We start from the raw sequence: 19207 nt of genomic DNA on the forward strand, positions 1-19207 counted from the left end.
ATTTATTCTAATAAAATTATAATAATTTAAACTTTAGTTTGGTACTATTTTGTCAGATTTACAAAAAGGTAAAATGATGAAAAAGGCTCTATTTCTAGGATTTAGCGCACTTTTATTATTAGTGGGCTGCAAGGAAAGCAATATAGGCATTGTTAAAAACTACATTTTAAAAGGTAACAAATCAATAACGATAGGTTCGGCGATAGATAGCTTTAAAGGTTGCTCAAGTACTCAATGGCAAGACATTAGTAGCGATGGAAAGAAAGTGGTTAAAGTAAGCTGCGTAGTGGGGAAAAATGTACTTGAAGATGAGTTTAAAAGAAAAAATAACGGCTACATAAAAGCTCTAAATAATGCCAAGTCTGCTCAGCAAAAAAAAGTTGATAACAGCTTGGAGCTCGCACTTGATAGCGCAAATAGCATATTAAAGAACGGTAAAAGCATAGACAAAGAGACTATTTTATCTATCGCGAACAAGCACTGTAAATTTGATCCGATGAAAGAAAGCGCTAGCTATATAGCCTCTGTTAGCTGTGATCTTGAGTTTAAAAATGAGCTTGCTCAAATTTTAGATATCAAGCAAAAATGGGTCTTTGACAACGTCGTAGCCCAAAGCAAATACGCCGCCTACTACTCGCAAAAAGAGCCAGAAGTGATCTATTTTGGTGAAAATACTAAAAAGATAAATGAGAGAGTTATTGAGCTCACCTTCACGATAAATAGCGATAAAAGTGTTAATATCTCAAAGGTTACAAAGATAGATGACGGCGACACAAAAGATATAAACCGTGGTTTGGTGGCAATGTTTTATGCAAGATAAATTTTGCTACTAAAATAAATATATTTAAGTTTAAAAGTATTACATTTTAAAAGCATGCTCTTGCTCATTTAGATAAGTGTAAATTAGCTATTTTAGAAATTAAAGTTGTATTTTACTTGTAACCAAAACTCGGTGCTTTTTTGATACTATTTTTGTAGCTGTGCGAAGTTCTCTTATATCCTTTTGCTTGAGCGCCATCCTCATTTTTTGATAGCTTCATAAGTAAAAATTTAATAAAATCCCAAAATATTAACAAAAAGAGTCTTTATGGATGAGTTTTTAAAACAGGCTTGGCGTGCAAATAAAATTTATACAAATGCTGCTGCTAGCGTGCCATTTTACCCAGATCTGCTAGCTCTTCTTTTAGTATGCGACGAGAAAAATTTAGATCAGTTTATGGCGCTTGATGAGTTTAGAGCGGTGCTAAAAAAGCTTAAAATCGAGCTTGATATATTTAGCATACAAAGTGCGCAGCTTGCGACTCTTAAAGCGCTAAATGAGGCTAAAATTTCAAGTGATGAGATAGTAAAATACCTAGAAATATTGCGTGATGAAAAGATCATAGATGATGAGAAATTTGGCTTTTTAGAAAAGATCATAAGCAAAAACAAGGGCGCTAATGAGGCTAAAATTTCTCATATAAAGCCAAAAGATCACTTCCATAAAAACCTAGACTTTTTAAATGAGATAAACAAAAAAGCAAGCTTGCTTGATAGCGAGAAAACATTTTTAGAGGCGCTTGTGGCAGCCAAAAAAAGATCAAACGAAACGCTTTTTAACATAGCTGCAAGTGGCGTCATAAACTCTGGCAAATCAACCCTTTTAAACGCACTTTTAAACAAATCCGTCCTTGGCGCTTCAAACGTGCCAGAGACGATAAATTTAACCATTTTAAAATACTCCAAAGATAGCTTTGCAAGGGTAAATTTTTACAGCATTGATGAGCTTTTAGCACTTGGCGTACCAAGCGAAAATTTACCAAGCAAAAGTGTAGATATCGGCATAGATGAGATAAAAAACTACACCTCTTCAAGCTCAAAAACAGCAAATCTCGTAAAAAGCGTCGAGCTTTATGATGATTTGGAGCTTTTAAAGGACAATGTCTGCATCATAGACACGCCAGGCATCGATGATGCGGTGGTTTTAAGGGAGCAGATCACTACAAATTTTATGAGAGAGTGCGACCTTTTAGCCCACCTCATGAACGCCTCACAAAGTGCCACGCAAAAGGACGCGCTCTTTTTGAAAAAATGCCTTGAAAACTCGCACATCGTAAGGCTTGCTGTGGTGCTAACTCACGCTGATGAGCTAAGTGCTAAAGAGCTAAACGAGACGCTAAACTATACTAAAAAAGCGATCGGTGAGCAGATAAATGGCGTGGAGATTGATTATTTTGCGCTTAGTGCAAAAAGCTACTTAGAAGGTGCTGCAAATAGCGGTGTAGATGAGTTTAAGGACTATCTTTACGAGGTGCTTTTTGGCAAAAATTCTAAAAAATCAGCCCTTATCTTAAGCTCGTATCAAAAGGAGCTAAAAAATATCCTAAATAGCAAGCTTGAAGCTACTAAGGCTGAAATTTTGTCGCTCAAAGCTTATGAAGTGGAGCTTAAAAAGCTTCAAAATGAGCAGGCAAACGTCAAAAACGCACTTAGTGAAAATTTCTCTAAACTTGAAAGTCTAACTCAAAACGAGCTTGCAAAGCTTGAAAGTAGCAATACCAAAAACATCTATAAAATGGGGCTTGAGACGCTTTTGCAAAACCTAAACGATAAGGTAAAAAGCGAGATAGCCTACTGCAAAAGCAAAAAGCAAAGCTTAAATTTTGAGCGCCTAGAGCAAATCGCAAAAACGACACTTCGTGACGGTGTGATGGCACTTATGAGAGAGGCTAGAAACGAAACTTTGGTGCAAACAAGATCGTGCGAGCAAAACATTGCTTTAAATTTTGATGATTATGTGATGAGTAAAGATGAGGTTTTTAACATCAATGACTTTTTAGAGCAAATGGGCGTAAAGCTTGAATTTAAGGAGCTTTTAGCTGCATTTAGAGCGAAAATTTCAAGTGACGCAAGTGAAGCACTTTTAGGCTTAAAAGAGGGTTTGCTAAAAGATAAAAATATCTCTCAATTTTGTGAAATTTTAACTGATCATGAAAAAAATCGCCTTTTAAACCTCATAAAAACCTACGAAAGCGCTCAAAAAGCCACGCTTGATAAGAGGCTAAAAGAGCTAGATCGTGAGCTAGAAAAGCTTAGCTCGCAAAATCAAAACTCACTTTTAAAACTAAAAGAGCAAAACGCCTTGCAAGATGAAATTTGCTCGCTTTTGGGGGAGCTAGAAAATGTTTAATGAGTTTATAAATGCCTATAAGGCGAGATATTTTAAGGTTTTTACAAGCGACTTTAAGGGCGAGCTAGCAAGGCTGGTAAATGAGCTAAATGATCCAAGCCTGCACGCAAGCGATGAGATAAAAGAGAGCCTAAATTTACTAATCGATACGCTAAACGAGCCGCCTCTCATCGCCATCATCGGGCAGTTTTCAAGTGGTAAATCAACATTTTTAAACGCTTTGCTTGAACAAAACATCTTGCCATCAGGTCTAACGCCTGTCACGGCAAAGGCTGTGCGGCTAAAATTTGCAAAGATGCCGCTTCTTAGCGTGAAATTTACAAACGGCAGCGAGAGTTTGCTAGCTAGCAGCGAGCTTGCCCAGCTAAACGCCATGAGTGAGCAGATAAAAAGCATGACACTTTATGCGCCAAGTGAAATTTTAAAAGAGGTAAATTTCATCGACACGCCAGGGCTAAACTCTCTAAGAGATGCCGACACAAAAGAGACCAAAAACACGCTAAAAAAGGTCTGCGGCGCGATCTGGCTAAGCCTTGCAAATAACGCAGCAAAGGCTAGTGAGCTTGAAAGCGTAGAAGAAATTTTAAAGACAAACGACCTAAAGGCGCTTTGCTTTATCAACCAAAAGGACAAGCTTGGCAAGGATGAGCTTGAAAGTCTGCTAAAGCACGCTAGGCAAACTTATGGCGAGCTTTTTGAAGATATCATCGCCATCTCGTCAAAGCAGGCGCTCAATGGCACAACAAATAAAAACAAGAGCGAGCTAGAAAGCTCAAATTTTGCTAAAGCACTAAGTGCGGTAAAAGAGGCGTTTTTAAACGCGAACTTTAAAGAAAATTTCATAAAAGCAAGGGCGAAAAAGATAGTAAATTTTTTAATAGCTGAGCAAGAAAATCGCCTCAAAGTTTATAACGCAGCTGGTGAAATTTTAGATAAATTTAATGCCACGCTTGAAGAAAAATTAGAAGCGATAAAAGAGGAGTTTAAGCCTAAAATCGCCCTGCGATACAGCGATATGAGCGAGGCTATCAAGCTTGCAAGCGATGAAGTTTTTAAGCTGCTTAAACCATTTTCTAGGACAAAATTTAACCCATCAAAGACGCTTTTAAACAAAGAAATTTATAAGCGCGAAAATTTTGAGATGATAAGCCTTGACACGGACGAAGTCTTTTCAAAGCTCATCTACGAAGACGCCATTTTTTCTAAATTTTTTAAACGCTACAAAAGAGATCTAAAAGAGCTTGAAAACGAGATCATATCGGCTTTTGATGAGCTTTATAAAAGCTTAGAAGATGAGCTTTTTATTTACAAATCTCGCTATGAGAGTTTTAATCCATTTGATGAGTTTGCCTCAAACTACGAGACAAAATCGATAAACACCTACGCTGGCAGGACCTATGAGAATTTCTTAAGAGAGTATGAAAATGCCAAATTTAAGGCGACGCAAAAGATATCGCTCTTTTTTGAAAAGCTTGACGTAAAGGTCGCATCAAACTACGAAAATGCACTTAAGCTTGCGGTTTATTTTCTAAAGCAAAAGATCGAAAACTCGCTAAATTCGCACCTGCAAATGGGCACACCACTTTACATCCCGAGCGCAAAAGAGGTTTTTGATCGCATGCTAAATGCCTTTAGCCTCTATGAATTTGACGATCTTATGTGCTCAAACAACTCTTTTTTAAATAAAACTTTGCTTGATATAAAGAGCAATTTTGATGAAATTTACGCCTCAAAGACCGCAATGCTTGAACGCCTAAAAGCAAAACCAAAAGAGCAAATTTTAAAGCTAGAAAAACTACAAGAGAGTTCGGTGGTATTAAAGTGAAATTTGACTTTAAACTGCGCGTGCGAGCGTCTAGCAAATTTTAATTTCGCTAGCATTTTTAAAAATTATTTTCGTCAAAAAAGTCGGTGTCAATCTTGCAAATTTCATATATCTGGCTTGTTTGAACGCCTACTTTATACTTTATCATTAGCTCAGCTAGCCTGTCGCCATCTATCAAGACAACGCTAAAATTTTGACTATTTTTGGAAAATTCTTCGGCATTTTTTTGTAAATTTAGCTGTTGTGATAAAGATTTTTTGGTATTTTTGTTTGAGATGGCGCCGATGAACTGCTGGATCTCTTGCCTGCCTATGTTACTACCATCTTTATATCTCTTTGCTTGGATGTAAATTTTAGAAAGTCCTAGCTCATCTTCGTCTATTATGCCATCTATCCCGCCATCTGGTCCTTTGTTTGTAAGGCTTCCAGTTCCATAGTCCATCCTTTCTAAAAGCTCTGTTACTAGATGCTCAAAAAATCTTGGCTCTTTTTCCAAAATGCTAGACAAAATTTCACTTTTTAGCTCTTCTTTTATCCTTTCATATGCATCTTTTAGGCTGTCGTCTGGTGTATTTTCTACTGCTTCTTTCTTTTCTTGTTTGATCTCTTGCTTATAAATTTCATCATACCAAGATATAAATTTCTCTTTTGTGTCCTTGCTACTTATCAGCTCTTTACCAAAATTTGTTATAGAAAACAGACTTTTGCCAACTTTTTCAAGAGGCTTCATCTTTGGTTTTGCCTTTACCTGTGCAGTGGTTGCCAAATACGTTAGAGCCCAGTCGGCACGGTTTATATAAGTAGGTGTCCCTCTTTTTATCCTTTGCAAAAGATATTTATCGTTTAGCTTAAACTGATTTATTATAAATTTGTAAATTTTACTTCTGTTTGTATTGTTATTTTGTGCTACAAATTCTAAAATGGGTAGCATCATCTCTTTATAGCTTGGTATTATTTTATATCCTAAAAATGAATTTGTTTGATGTCAAATTATATAAATTTTTACCAAAAAATTTCTTGTTTTTTACATTTTTATGGATATAATCACCGCATGAAATATGTAAGCCTAACAGAGTTTTTCTCTGATAATATCAGTTTGTTTGTGAAAGTGATCGCCTCGTTATTCGCGATATTTTTTTACTTTAGCACTGGATTTGATCTTTTATTTTTTATTACTTTGCCACTTGGCTATATAATGGGCATAGTCTTATCGTTTCCACTTTTAATATTTATCTTTTTCTTATTGGCAGCGCTAGATATTTGTATCTGTATCTTGGTCTCTGTTTGTAGAGTTTTTAAATAAATTTGGGGCTTTTTACAGCCCCTTTGCTACTTTATAGCAGCCATTTTTCTACGCATATAAGCTATGCGGCTTTGAAGCGGTAAGTGTTTTGGGCAGTTGTCTTCGCAACCAAGCAAAGTCATACAACCAAATACGCCATCATCATCGCCGATTAGCTCGTAAAAGTCCTCGTCAGTTCTCTTATCAAGTGCGTCTATCTTAAATCTAGCAACCCTGTTTAGACCAACAGCGCCGATGAAATCAGGTCTCATGATAGCTGTTCCACAAGATGCAACACAAATTCCGCACTCTATACAGCGATCAAGCTCGAAAACTTCTTGAGCGACTTCTGGCTCAACTTTCTCTTCAAGCTTAGAGATATCAGTCTCATGATCTGTGTGTATCCAGCTCTCGACGCGCTTACTCATAGCGTTCATCCAGTTACCAGTATCTACGCTTAGATCTTTTAGTAGTTTAAAGACTGGCAAAGGCATAAGCTCGATGACACCGCTTTCAAAGTCTTTTGTTAAGGTTCTGCAAGCTAGGCTTGGTTTGCCATTTACTAGCATGCCACAACTACCGCAAATTCCCGCACGACAAACAAAGTCAAAGCTGAGATCTGGATCAAATTTCTCACGAATTTGATTTAACGCGATAAATAGCGTCATACCATCAGTCTCTTCAAGCTCATAAGTCGCAAAATGAGGCTTTGAAACTTTGCTTAAAGGATTGTATTTAAAAGCTTTTATGGTTATTTTTCTACTCATTTCCTATACCTGCTCTTTCATTTGGTGCTTTATATTTTGGTTGAAGGTCATAGTGCATCAAAGCCTCTTGAATTTCTTGTCTGCTCTTGCCTTCTGCTTGCATTTTTTCGCGAATTTCATCGACCTCTTTTTGGCGGATAGCGCTGTTTGGATGCTCGATGATATTTCCTTTTGCACCATAACCTCTAAATGCTGGCGGCATCTCCATCTTCATGATATCAAGTGGCTCATAAGTGATAGTTGGCATAGTATCGCCTTCTTTCCAGCTTGTAAGCGTTCTGTTTAGCCAGTTAAGGTCATCTCTCTTTGGATAGTCTTCACGGCAGTGAGCACCACGGCTCTCTGTTCTATCAAGCGCACCTTTTGCGATGCAAAGCGCTAGTTTTAGCATCTTTGGCACGCGGTAAGCCTCTTCAAGCTCTGGGTTGCCAAATAGTGCTTTGTTGCTTACTTTTACATCAAGTGACTCTTTATAAAGTGTTTCAAGCTCTTTAACAGCAAGCTCTAGACCTTTGCCTGTTCTAAATATCGCAACGTGCTCCCACATTACCTCTTTCATCTTGTTTTTGATATCAAAGACGTTAAATTTACCCTCTTTATTGACAAGACTTAGTAGATAATCTTCTTGTTTTTTAACAAATTTCTCGATATCAGCTGTGTTTATCTCGATCTCGTGGCTAGCGCAGTAATCTGCAAAATAATCACCAACGATCATACCAGCGACAACTGTCTCAGAAACTGAGTTACCACCAAGGCGGTTAAAGCCGTGCATATCCCAGCAAGCAGCCTCGCCAGCGCTAAATAGACCTGCTAGTGTTGGGCTCTCGCCAGTTGGTTTTGTCTTGATGCCGCCCATTGAGTAGTGCTGCATAGGCAGGATCGGCGCCCAGCCTTTGCCACGCTGATGCCCTGTCTCGTCGGTATATACTTCAGTGTCAGCAGGATCGATGCCGTTAAAAATTTCGCAAATTTCTTGAACGTCACGTAAATTTTTCTCGATGTGCTCGCGTCCAAGGATAGAGATATCAAGCCAAACGTGATAGCCATAAGGGCTAGGCACACCTTTGCCTGCGCGGATGTGCTCCATAATACGGCGGCTAACGACGTCACGGCTAGCTAGCTCTTTTTTTTCTGGTTCATAATCAGGCATAAAGCGGTATCCATCAACATCACGTAAAATTCCACCATCACCGCGGCAACCTTCTGTTAAAAGAATGCCAGATGGGACGATCGGAGTTGGGTGAAACTGAACAGCTTCCATATTGCCAAGCTGAGCTACGCCAGTCTCAAGTGCGATCGCAGCGCCGATACCTTCGCAAACAACAGCGTTTGTAGTGTGTTTATAAACTCTGCCGTATCCGCCAGTTGCTATAAGTGTGCCTTTTGAAACATAAGCTGTGATCTCGCCATTTACTAGGTCACGAACGATCGCGCCGTAACAGCGGTTATTTTGGTGTATCAAAGCGATCGCCTCTTTGCGGTCGTGAATTTCTACATTGTGCTTAAGTGCTTCGTTTGCAACAGCAAAAAGCATGGTGTGACCAGTTGCGTCAGCTGTGTAGCATGTTCTCCATTTTTTTGTACCACCAAAGTCACGTGAGTGGATAAGGCCATGAACCTCTTCTTTTTCAACGATAGTTGTCTTTTGAGCGTTTATGATAGCGCTTCTTTCGCCTTTTGTAATCCTAGTCCAAGGCACACCCCAAGCTGCAAGCTCACGAATCGCTTTTGGAGCAGTTTGACAAAACATACGTGCAACTTGTTGATCACAACCCCAGTCGCTACCTTTTACTGTGTCAGCAAAGTGTACATCTTCGTTATCGCCTTCACTCATTTTAGAGTTACCAAGGCTTGCTTGCATGCCGCCTTGTGCAGCAGCAGAGTGAGAGCGTTTTACAGGGATGAGGCTCAAAACTACGGTGCTTAAGCCCTTTTCTCCAGCAGCCACAGCAGCTCTAAGACCAGCTAGACCGCCACCAATTACCAATGCGTCATAATATTTTACATTCATCTTCTAGCTCCTTTTTAATGGCTGATCCACACGAAATCGGCGATCAAAGCGATCACAGCAAGTATGCCATAAATGACAAATACAACTGTCTTTGCCTTGTTTCTTTTGGCAAACATTTCGTGTTTATTTACGCCATCAATGCTTACCCATTTGACATATAAGCGGTACATGCCAACGCTAGCGTGAACGACCATGAAAACAAGTAGTGCGAAGTAGAAAATTTCTAGTTTGTGAAAAGCAGCAGCTGATTTGTCAGCAGTGATGTGTCCACCAAAAATAATATCTATAAGGTGGGCGCTTGCTGCAAAAAATAGAGCAAAGCCTGTTAAAAACTGGAACCACCAAAGTGTGGTATCAAGGTGCTTCATGCGGTCTTTGTGGCCTCTAAACATTAAGTATTGTCTATAATTTGCAGGAAATTTTCTCATTGCCAAGAAGGCGTGAGTTACAAAAACTACAAAGATAACAGCAGCTATAACATTTGTGATCCACCAAGTAGCCTCGCCAAATAAAAATTTAGCCTCTGCAAATCCTACGACAGCGTTAAATGCGTCTTTGCCAAGTAGTATAGTAGAAGTAAAAACCATATGGCACAATATGAAACAGGCTAGAATAAATCCTGTAATACTTTGCCATCTATCCCAAGCGGCTGGAGTGCGGCTTTTTTTGCCGTCCGACCGTTTCCCCAAAAAACCTTCTATAAGCCCGGTCATGAGCCCTCCTAAGAAATTTGAAATAAGTTATCATTTCTTAATACTAATTTAAACATTAGCATTAATTGATAAAGCTAATGTTATCAGAATTTTACTTTAATAAATTTTAAATACCAACATTAAATTTTCGTAAATCTCTTATAGAGTTTAATATAGACAAAAATTCCGAACCCACACATAATAAGTGATAAAATTTGCCCTATTGATAGACCAAAAATAATAAATCCAAGTCCAGAATCAGGCTCTCTGTAAAATTCACAAATAAATCTTGCAAATGTGTATAAAATGGCGTAAAGTGCTATGAGCTCGCCATTAAATTTCTTATATTTTCTATATAAAAATAAAATGACAAAAATAACTAAACCTTCTAAGAATGCTTCATAAAGCTGGCTTGGATGTCTTGGCTGACCAAAGACATTTATCGCCCAAGGCACGTCTGTAACCCTGCCAAAAAGCTCTTGATTTAAGAAATTTCCTATCCTGCCAAAGGTGTAGCCAAAAGGTATGCAAATGGCGCAAAGATCAAGTAGCTGCCAAGCGTTTTGCTTATATCTTTTACAAAATAAAATTGTCGCTAGCAAAAAGCCAACCACAGCGCCGTGGTAACTCATACCGCGAATTCCTATAAACTCGCCGTTGTGGATTGGATTAAAAATTTGCCAAGGCTGCGTTAGATAGTAGCTTGCTTCGCCAGAATAAACTAAAACCCAGCCAAGTCTAGCGCCTAAAATAACGCCTATTTCTACCCAAAAAAAGTAGTTGTCTAAAAGTTGGCTTGAGATAGCGATATCATCTTTTTTAACGAGATACTTCGCCATGGCGAGCGCCAAAACAAGGGCCAAAATATACATAAGCCCATACCAGTGCACGCTAAAGCCAAAAACACTAAAAGCGACTGGGTTAAAGTGGTTATAAATGTCGTTCCAAATTTCCATTTTTTACTTTCTTTTTAAATTTATGCGATTTTACAATTAATAAATAAACAGCGCTTTGCTGCCAAGTGGCAAGGCTAGAAATTTAAACTCGCTTGCTTCAAATTCTTTACAAAATTTAAATAGCTCAGCAAACTCGGCTTCGTTTAAATTTACGCTCCAGATCGCTCCAAGGTCATTAAATTCTCTTTCAAACTCGCTTAAATTTTTAGTGGAAAAATAGTGCTCAAAGCGGCTCATCAACGAAAATGGCGTAAAAAATTTAACCTCATCTTTTATCTCAAATTTCATCACGCCACCATCTTTTATCGCCTCGTTTATCGCTTCATTTACAGCCCCTGAGTAGGCTCTAACAAGCCCTCCAGTGCCAAGCTTTATCCCGCCAAAGTAGCGAACTATCAAGACCCCAACGTTTATAAGCCCTGCCCCTCTTAGCGCATTTAGGCTTGGCTGGCCGCTAGTGCCCTTTGGCTCGCCATCATCGCTTTGATTTTCAACGATTTGTCCGTATTTGTTTAGCTCCCTTGTCGCCCAAACTACGTGAACAGCCTTAAAATGCTCCTCTTTTAGGTGTTCGTGCAAGCTTTTAAACAAGCTTATCGGGCACAAAAATGCTAAGAAATTTGACTTTTTTATATCAAGCTGGGCTTTAAAAATCCTATCAATCGTCTGCAAATTTGCTCTTTTTTTAAAATTTCAAAAATCTTATCAATTTGCTAATTAAAGCCTTGTAAATTCAGACAAATTTATATTATTAAGGAAAAGATAGTAGAATTTTGCAATTTTTCATGAAGGACTAAAATGATACAAACTTGCCTATTTCCAGCGGCTGGATATGGAACGAGGTTTTTACCAGCTACAAAATCGCTCCCAAAAGAGATGTTGCCGATCCTTACAAAACCGCTCATTCACTACGGCGTTGATGAGGCGCTTGAGGCTGGCATGGATAATATGGCCTTTGTCACAGGACGCGGAAAAAGGGCGCTTGAGGACTATTTTGACATCAGCTACGAGCTAGAAAAAGAGATCGCAGGCAGCTCAAAAGAGTCACTACTTAGCGAAGTTAGAAATTTAATGAGCTCATGTACATTTTCATTTACTAGGCAAAATGCTATGAAAGGGCTTGGACACGCCATTTATACGGGCAAAACTCTAGTTCGAGATGAGGCATTTGGGGTTATTTTGGCAGATGATCTATGTATAAATGAAAATGGCGAGGGCGTGCTTTCACAAATGGTTAAAATTTATGAAAAGTATCGCTGCAGCGTCGTTGCGGTGATGGAGGTGCCAAAAGAGCAGACCAAGTCTTATGGCGTCGTAAGCGGTAGGTTTATAGAAGATGATCTCATAATGGTTGATGATATGGTTGAAAAGCCTGATCCTGCCGAGGCTCCGACAAATTTAGCGATAATTGGCCGCTACATCCTAACGCCAGATATTTTTAACATCTTAGAGCGAACAAAACCAGGCAAAAACGGCGAAATCCAGATCACAGACGCGCTAAAAACGCAGGCAAAAGATGGCATGGTGCTAGCTTATAAATTTAAGGGCAAGAGATTTGACTGTGGCAGCATAGATGGCTTTGTCGAGGCTACAAATTTCTTTTACGAGCGCAGTAAATGATAGAAACTTCATTTAAATTTAACTTTGCAAGCAGCGAGGTCATCGACTCTTATGCCAAACGCATAAACGACGAATACGAAAGCGGCGAGATAGGCTACTACCACCTGCCAGCTCTTGGCCAAAATTTGCTTGGCGAGATCGAGGAGTACGAAAAAGGGCTAGCTCATATCAAAAATGTAGTACTTGTTGGCATTGGCGGTAGCAGTCTTGGCGTAAAGGCGCTAAAATCAATGCTTGAAGGCACAAAGGGGATAAAAAGAGAGCTTTTATTTTTAGATAACGTCGATCCTTGTAGCTACAAAAGCACGCTTAGTGGGCTAAAATTTGACGAGACACTTTTTATAATAAGCTCAAAATCAGGTAACACGATCGAGACGATAACTATTTTTAAATGCTTGCTTGATGACTTTAAGCCTAAAAATTTAGGTAAAAATTTCCTCATCATAACTGATCCAGGCACAAATTTAGAAAATTTCGCCAAAGAAAATGGGATTAAATTTTTCAATATCCCAAAAAATGTTGGTGGGAGATTTAGCGTGCTAAGTGCGATCGGCCTTGTGCCTCTTGGTATCTGCGGCTACGATATAAAGGCACTTTTAGATGGCGCGCTTGCTTGTAAGAAGCAATACATCGAGCAAAAAGATAGCTCAATAGTCGCTAAAGCCTACCACTACGCCACTAGCAGAAATGCCAGCATAAATGTCATTTTTAGCTACTGCGATAGATTTTTTGAATTTAACGACTGGTACGTGCAGCTTTGGGCGGAGAGCCTTGGTAAAAAAAGAGGCTATAAAAGGGTCGGTCTTACGCCAGTTGGACTTGTTGGCAGCCGCGATCAGCACAGCTTTTTGCAGCTTATCATGGATGGCGTAAAAGATAAGAGTGTGACATTTATAAAGATAAAAGATCACGCAAGCGACAAGACTATCCCAAATTTAAGCCTAAAAGGGCTTGAAGAGTGCGATTTTGTGGCGGGTCTAAGCCTAAATGAGCTTATAAATTTGCAGTGCGACGCGACGGCTATGGCGCTGGTGCAAGAGGGCATAAGTGTCGATACGATCACACTTGAGAGGCTTGATGAGTTTCACGCTGGCTGGCTCATTTTTTACTACGAGCTACTAACCTCGGCCACTGGTATCATGCTAGGCATCAACACCTACGATCAGCCAGGCGTTGAGATAGGAAAACGTATTTTAAAAACCATGCTTTTAAAGTAGAAATGAAGAAATTTCTACTTTTAGCTCTTTTTGCCACGCAAATTTTTGCCTTTTCGGCGAGTAAATTTGTAAATGACGCTAGGTCACAGATCGGCGTGACGCTAAGCTACGACCCAAGCTACGAAAAGCTTGCTTACCCAATGGGCGACGTGGATATCAAAAAGGGCGTTTGCACCGACGTTGTAGTAAGGGCTTTGCGGCATCAAGATATGGATCTGCAAAGGCTCATTTTTGAAGATATGAGTAAAAATTTTTCAGTTTATCCTAAAAAATGGGGCCTTAAAAAGGCTGATAAAAACATCGATCACAGGCGTGTTTTAAACATCGCTACCTTTCTAAAAAGAAAAGGTTTTGAGGTTAGAGATGATAAATTTCTGCCAGGGGATATCGTCACATGGATGCTGCCAAGAAATCTACCTCACATCGGCGTGATCTCAGATAAATTTGAAGGCCAAACGCCGCTTGTCATCCACAATATCGGCTCTGGCGTGCAGGAAGAAAACATACTTTATAGCTACAAAATCACGGGGCATTTTAGGCTAAAGTAGCAAATGGCTTTTTAATCAAATTTTAGGCAAAATCGCAAAAAATAAATTCAAGGAAAAATAATGTTAGAAGTTAGGGGACTTACTCAAAGATTTGCAAGCAGTTTGCTATTTGAGGATGTAAATTTAAAGCTAAATCGCCACAACAGATATGGACTAATCGGCGCAAATGGCGCTGGCAAATCGACATTTTTAAAAATTTTAAGCGGAGCTATCGAGCCAACTAGCGGCGAGATCATCATAGAAAATGGACTAAAGGTTGGTGTGCTTGGGCAAGATCAGTTTGCATTTGAAAATTTCACACTAAAAGATGCGGTGCTTTATGGCAATAAACGCCTATACGACGCTGTCAAAGAGAAAGAAAAGCTCTATATGAGTGAGGAATTTACAGATGAGATAAATGAGCGCTTAAGCGAGCTTGAGATGATAAGCGCTGAAGAGGACCCAAGCTACGAGTACGAGACTAGGATAGAAAAAATCCTAAGCTCGCTAGGGCTAAATGAATTTGATAAGTTAATGAGCGAGGTCGAAAACTCAGATAAAGTTAAGGTTTTGCTAGCTCAAGTGCTCTTTCCAAAGCCAGACATCTTGTTCTTAGACGAGCCAACAAACAACCTTGACATAGACGCGATCGCATGGCTAGAAAACGAGCTAAACCGCCACGAGGGCACGCTTGTCGTTATCAGCCACGATAGGCACTTTTTAAATAGAGTTTGCACAAACATTTTGGACGTGGATTTTAAGAAAATTCGCGAGTTTTCAGGCAACTACGACGACTGGTATATGGCTGCAAATTTGATCGCAAAGCAGCATGAGATGGAGCGTGATAAGAAGCTAAAAGAGAAAGAGGAGCTGGAGAAATTTATCGCGAGATTTTCAGCAAATGCGAGCAAGGCAAAGCAGGCGACCTCTCGTGCAAAGCAGCTTGAAAAATTAGATATCGCCGAGATCGCAGTATCAAGCAGACGTGATCCAAGCATACTATTTCGTGCAAACCGCGAGATAGGCAATGAGCTAATAGAGCTTAAAAATGTAAGTAAGAAATTTGATGATAAAGTGATATTTGAAAACTTTAACTTTAAGCTCGAAAAGGGCGACAAGCTAGCCATCATCGGCCACAACGGCGTTGGTAAAAGCACACTTTGTAAGATCATAATGGGCGAGATAAAGCCTGACGCGGGCGAGGTGCATATAGGTGCGACCATCGAGCTAGGATATTTTGCGCAAGATACGGTAAATAAGATAGATGGCGAGCTAAAGCTTTATGAGTACTTACAAGATGCCAAAAACAAGGACATCGACGAGATCAGAAAGTGCCTTGGCAGGATGCTCTTTAGCGGTGCTGAACAAGAAAAAGCAGTAGGCGCACTAAGCGGTGGCGAAAAACACCGAGTAAGACTAGCTCAGCTCATGCTTCATAGACCAAATTTACTTGTCATGGACGAGCCAAACAACCACCTTGATCTTGAGGCTATCATCGCACTTGGCGAGGCGTTTTACAACTTCAATGGCTCAGTCATCTGCGTGAGCCACGACAGGGAGCTGATAGACGCCTTTGCAAATAGAATTTTACACCTAAAAGGTAATGGCGAAGTCGTTGATTTTAAAGGCACATACGAAGAATACAGAGCAAATTTAGGACTTGAAGCTTAAATGCTCATTTTGCCTCTAGTTTTTCTAGGGGCAGTTTAAATTTTTCCATTAAATTTACCGTTCAAAGCTAGTTTGTAAATTTATGTATAGCTGCAAATTTTAAATTTTCATCATATAAATATGTCACGAAGTAATATTATAAAGAAAATTTAACTTAGAATTTTTATTTTACTATTTTGATAACTTTGAATTTATATTAATATTTTGTTAATTTTTCTCAAAAATGGCTTTTAAACTTAAAATGTAGGACAAATCTGAGCTAATTTACTCCTTTTTATATAATAAAAAAATAATATTATTAGTAATATAACAATTTAGACAAGTAAATTCCTAAAAATTAGCTTAAATATGAAATATAATTTTCTTTCAAAGAGCGCCATATCAAGTCAAAAGCTTAAAACTTAAAAAAAATAAGTAGTCATTAATATTTAAAACCTCAAATACCTATATAATTTCACTCGGTAACAAATTTTTACTAAGGAGAAGCTGTTATGGCAACCAGAAGAGAACATGATTTTATTGGCGAGTTGGAAATTTCTGACAATTTTTACTATGGCATCCAAACATTTAGGGCTACTGAGAATTTTCACATGAGTGGTAGAACATTAAAAGAGTATCCATACTTTGTAAAGGCATTTGCACAGATCAAAAAAGCTGCTGCCCTTGCAAATAAAGAGGTTGGTGTTTTAGATCCAAAGATAGCTGATGCATTAGCAAAAGCAGCCGATAGAGTTATAGGTGGTGAATTTTTAGATCAATTTGTCGTTGATATGGTTCAAGGTGGCGCAGGAACAAGCACAAATATGAACTCAAACGAGGTCATTACAAACATCGCACTTGAGAGCCTTGGTCACAAAAAAGGCGAGTATCAATACATCCATCCAAATGATCACACAAACCTTGGACAAAGCACAAATGATACTTATCCAAGCTCTATTAAAGTAGCAACTTATGCAAAACTTACTGACTTGCTTGCTGCTATGAATTTACTAAAAGATGAGCTTGAGAAAAAAGCAAAAGAATTTAAAGATATCATTAAAATGGGTAGAACAGAGCTTGAAGATGCTGTCCCTACAACGCTTGGCAACACTTTTAACGCATTTGCAAGCTATATCAAAAGTGACATCGAAAAGATCACAGCTGCTCGTGAGTCAATGACACATCTAAACATGGGCGCAACTGCGATAGGTACAGGCATCAACTGCCACCCAGAGTATAAGAATGTAGTTGTTAAAAAACTAAAAGAGATCACTGGGGTTGATTTTAAAAAGGCTGATGACTTCATCGCTGCTACACAAGACACTGCAGACTTCGTTCACGTAAGTGGTGCGCTTAAAACCGCAGCTGTTAGACTTTCAAAAATTGCAAATGACTTAAGACTAATGAACTCAGGTCCAAGATGTGGTCTTGGCGAGATAAATTTACCTCAAATGCAACCAGGCAGCTCAATCATGCCAGGTAAGGTAAATCCAGTTATCGCAGAAGTTGTAGGTGAAGCTTGCTATGAAGTAATCGGCAACGACGTAACTATCATGCTTTGCTCTGAAAGAGGCGAATTTGAGCTAAATGCGTTTGAGCCTGGCATCGCTTATGCGCTATTTAACTCTATATTTATCCTTGAAAATGCTATGAAAACACTAGCCCAAAAAGCTATCAAAAAACTTACAGCAAACCCTGAGGCTTGCCTAAAATCAGTTCTTGGCTCAGTTGGTATCGTAACAGCATTTAACCCATATATCGGTTACGAAAAATCAGCAAGTATCGCTAAAGAAGCCCTTCAAACAGGCAAAGCAGTTGGCGATATCTGCCTAGAGAGAGGCTATCTAAGCAAAGAAGAGATCGATAAGATTTTAGAGCCTAAAAATATGCTAAATCCGAGCATGGTTAAGTAAAATTTTAAGCAAAGTATTATCAAAAGCGTGCCAAAATTCTGACACGCTTAAGTGGTGATTTTAGTAATAAAATTTAATAAAGGAGTTTTCGATGGATATAATGCTGATTTTACAGATTATAGTCCTATTTGGCGGCATCTATCTTGGTGTCAAACTAGGTGGTATGGGCGTTGGCTACGCAGGTGGTCTAGGCGTTGTGATACTTGCATTGCTTGGTATGAAAGTCGATATGAAAGACATCCCTATGGATGTTATCTTGATCATCGCTTCAGTTATCTCAGCGATCACAGCTTTGCAAGTTGCGGGCGGACTTGATTATTTAGTTCAAGTAGCAACAAAAATTTTACGCAAGAATCCAAAACAGATCAACTTTCTTGCTCCGATAGTTACTTACTTTTTAACTATCCTTGCAGGTACTGGACACACTGCGTTCTCTATGATCCCTGTTATTGTTGAGGTTGCAAAAACTCAAAACATCAAACCTTCAGCTCCGCTTGCGCTTTCAGTTGTCTCTTCTCAAGTAGCGATCACTGCAAGCCCTATCTCAGCTGCGTTTGTTGCTATGAGTGGTCTATGCGAGAAGTTAGGTGTTAGCTATCCAGTGTTGCTATTTATTTGTATATCAACTACATTTGTAGCGATGGTTATCACTGCGTTTATTATCAATAAATTTTACGATCTTGACCTTTCAAAAGATCCTATCTATCAAGAAAGACTTGCAAAAGGTTTGGTTGCAGAGGTTAAGGATGTCGAGTATCACGAGCCAAAACCATACGCAAAAAGATCAGTCGCTATCTTTGCGGTTGGTGTTTTGATCGTTGTTTGCTATGCGCTATGCATTTCAAAGAGCTTAAATTTAGTAGAAAAACCTATCCTTTCAAGAGATGCAGCTATCATTAGCTTTATGCTAACTATCGGCTTTACGATAGCAGTAGCTTGCAAGGTTGAGACAGGCAAACTTCTATCAACTAGCACTTTCCAAAGCGGTATGAATGCGTGCATCTGCGTTGTTGGTATCGCATGGCTTGGTACAACATTTGTTAATGGACACCTTGACGCTATCAAAGAGGTTGCAAAAGACTTCGTTACTCAGTATCCATTTATCCTAGCTGTTGCGCTTTATTTCTTAAGCTGCTTGCTATACTCACAAGCTGCTACAACAAAGGTTATGATGCCTGCTGTTGCTGCTGCTCTTGGTATGACTAGCCCTGAAAATTCAGGTCAAATTTGGATCCTTGTAGCTTCATTTGCTGCAGTTTCTGGTCTATTTGTATTGCCAACATATCCTACAACACTAGGTGCGATAGCGATGGACGATACAGGAACTACAAGAGTTGGTAAATTTGTATTTAACCACTCATTCTTCATCCCAGGAACTATAATGGTTGCATTATCAGTTATCCTTGGATTTATAGTAGCTCCAGTTCTTATATAAAATTTAAGCCGAGATCTCTCTCGGCTTTTTTAATCCACTTTAAATTTTCAATTTTTTATATCAAATTCTTAAATAATATCTCTTTTTAAATTTAATTTTTTCATTTTTATAAATCACGCAAAAATCGCACTAAAATTTAATCC

The 19207-nt window shown here is 38.9% G+C and carries 15 protein-coding genes; 9 read left to right on the plus strand and 6 right to left on the minus strand.

The features are described from left to right. Positions 1 to 76: 76 nt before the first annotated feature. The 3 genes from FZ945_RS06075 (at position 77) to FZ945_RS06085 (ending at position 4994) form a co-directional block, all read left to right on the plus strand. Complete coding sequence (locus FZ945_RS06075; RefSeq protein WP_148803279.1) at positions 77 to 820, plus strand: hypothetical protein; 744 nt, start codon at positions 77 to 79, stop codon at positions 818 to 820. 267 nt (positions 821 to 1087) lie between these two features. Next, a complete protein-coding gene (locus FZ945_RS06080; protein ID WP_148803281.1) occupies positions 1088 to 3169 on the plus strand; it encodes a dynamin family protein in 2082 nt (693 codons plus the stop codon). After that, positions 3162 to 4994 (plus strand): dynamin family protein, encoded by a 1833-nt coding sequence (locus FZ945_RS06085; protein ID WP_148803283.1) that lies wholly within the window; start codon positions 3162 to 3164, stop codon positions 4992 to 4994. Before FZ945_RS06080 ends, FZ945_RS06085 begins: the two co-directional genes overlap by 8 nt. A 58-nt stretch (positions 4995 to 5052) precedes the next feature. Here FZ945_RS06085 and FZ945_RS06090 read toward each other — a convergent pair whose 3' ends face one another. The 6 genes from FZ945_RS06090 to FZ945_RS06115 all read right to left on the minus strand — a co-directional run bounded on the left by FZ945_RS06090 (position 5053) and on the right by FZ945_RS06115 (position 11374). Next, on the minus strand, positions 5053 to 5925 hold the full coding sequence (locus tag FZ945_RS06090) for a restriction endonuclease (RefSeq protein ID WP_262367170.1): 873 nt from the start codon (positions 5923 to 5925) through the stop codon (positions 5053 to 5055). 398 nt (positions 5926 to 6323) lie between these two features. After that, a complete protein-coding gene (locus FZ945_RS06095) occupies positions 6324 to 7043 on the minus strand; it encodes a fumarate reductase iron-sulfur subunit (protein WP_004317555.1) in 720 nt (239 codons plus the stop codon). Continuing rightward, positions 7036 to 9054 (minus strand): fumarate reductase flavoprotein subunit, encoded by a 2019-nt coding sequence (locus FZ945_RS06100; RefSeq protein WP_148803287.1) that lies wholly within the window; start codon positions 9052 to 9054, stop codon positions 7036 to 7038. Before FZ945_RS06100 ends, FZ945_RS06095 begins: the two co-directional genes overlap by 8 nt. A gap of 14 nt (positions 9055 to 9068) precedes the next feature. Beyond that, on the minus strand, positions 9069 to 9767 hold the full coding sequence (locus tag FZ945_RS06105) for a fumarate reductase cytochrome b subunit (RefSeq protein WP_035160410.1): 699 nt from the start codon (positions 9765 to 9767) through the stop codon (positions 9069 to 9071). A gap of 119 nt (positions 9768 to 9886) precedes the next feature. Further along, the gene (gene lgt / locus FZ945_RS06110; protein WP_148803289.1) at positions 9887 to 10702 is read right to left on the minus strand and encodes a prolipoprotein diacylglyceryl transferase; all 816 of its coding nucleotides are present in this window, start codon (positions 10700 to 10702) and stop codon (positions 9887 to 9889) included. 36 nt (positions 10703 to 10738) lie between these two features. Further along, the gene (locus FZ945_RS06115) at positions 10739 to 11374 is read right to left on the minus strand and encodes an IMPACT family protein (protein WP_148803291.1); all 636 of its coding nucleotides are present in this window, start codon (positions 11372 to 11374) and stop codon (positions 10739 to 10741) included. Positions 11375 to 11500: 126 nt separating this feature from the next. Between FZ945_RS06115 and galU the strand changes: the two genes are divergently transcribed. The 6 genes from galU to FZ945_RS06145 all read left to right on the plus strand — a co-directional run bounded on the left by galU (position 11501) and on the right by FZ945_RS06145 (position 19064). Then, positions 11501 to 12322, plus strand: coding sequence for a UTP--glucose-1-phosphate uridylyltransferase GalU (gene galU, locus FZ945_RS06120; protein ID WP_009294249.1), 822 nt, complete (start codon positions 11501 to 11503; stop codon positions 12320 to 12322). Next, the gene (locus FZ945_RS06125; protein ID WP_148803294.1) at positions 12319 to 13539 is read left to right on the plus strand and encodes a glucose-6-phosphate isomerase; all 1221 of its coding nucleotides are present in this window, start codon (positions 12319 to 12321) and stop codon (positions 13537 to 13539) included. Before galU ends, FZ945_RS06125 begins: the two co-directional genes overlap by 4 nt. A gap of 2 nt (positions 13540 to 13541) precedes the next feature. After that, entirely contained in the window at positions 13542 to 14087 is a 546-nt protein-coding gene (locus FZ945_RS06130; protein WP_148803296.1) for a DUF1287 domain-containing protein, read from the plus strand. Between the two features lie 60 nt (positions 14088 to 14147). Continuing rightward, the gene (gene abc-f, locus FZ945_RS06135; protein ID WP_103616769.1) at positions 14148 to 15737 is read left to right on the plus strand and encodes a ribosomal protection-like ABC-F family protein; all 1590 of its coding nucleotides are present in this window, start codon (positions 14148 to 14150) and stop codon (positions 15735 to 15737) included. Positions 15738 to 16228: 491 nt separating this feature from the next. Next, positions 16229 to 17629: an aspartate ammonia-lyase gene (locus FZ945_RS06140; RefSeq protein WP_148803298.1), complete on the plus strand. Its 1401-nt coding sequence runs from the start codon at positions 16229 to 16231 to the stop codon at positions 17627 to 17629. Positions 17630 to 17720: 91 nt separating this feature from the next. Beyond that, positions 17721 to 19064: an anaerobic C4-dicarboxylate transporter gene (locus FZ945_RS06145; protein WP_103569419.1), complete on the plus strand. Its 1344-nt coding sequence runs from the start codon at positions 17721 to 17723 to the stop codon at positions 19062 to 19064. Positions 19065 to 19207: the final 143 nt, after the last annotated feature.

It is taken from the genome of Campylobacter concisus (assembly GCF_902460535.1).
Classification (GTDB): Bacteria; Campylobacterota; Campylobacteria; order Campylobacterales; family Campylobacteraceae; genus Campylobacter_A; species Campylobacter_A concisus_AS.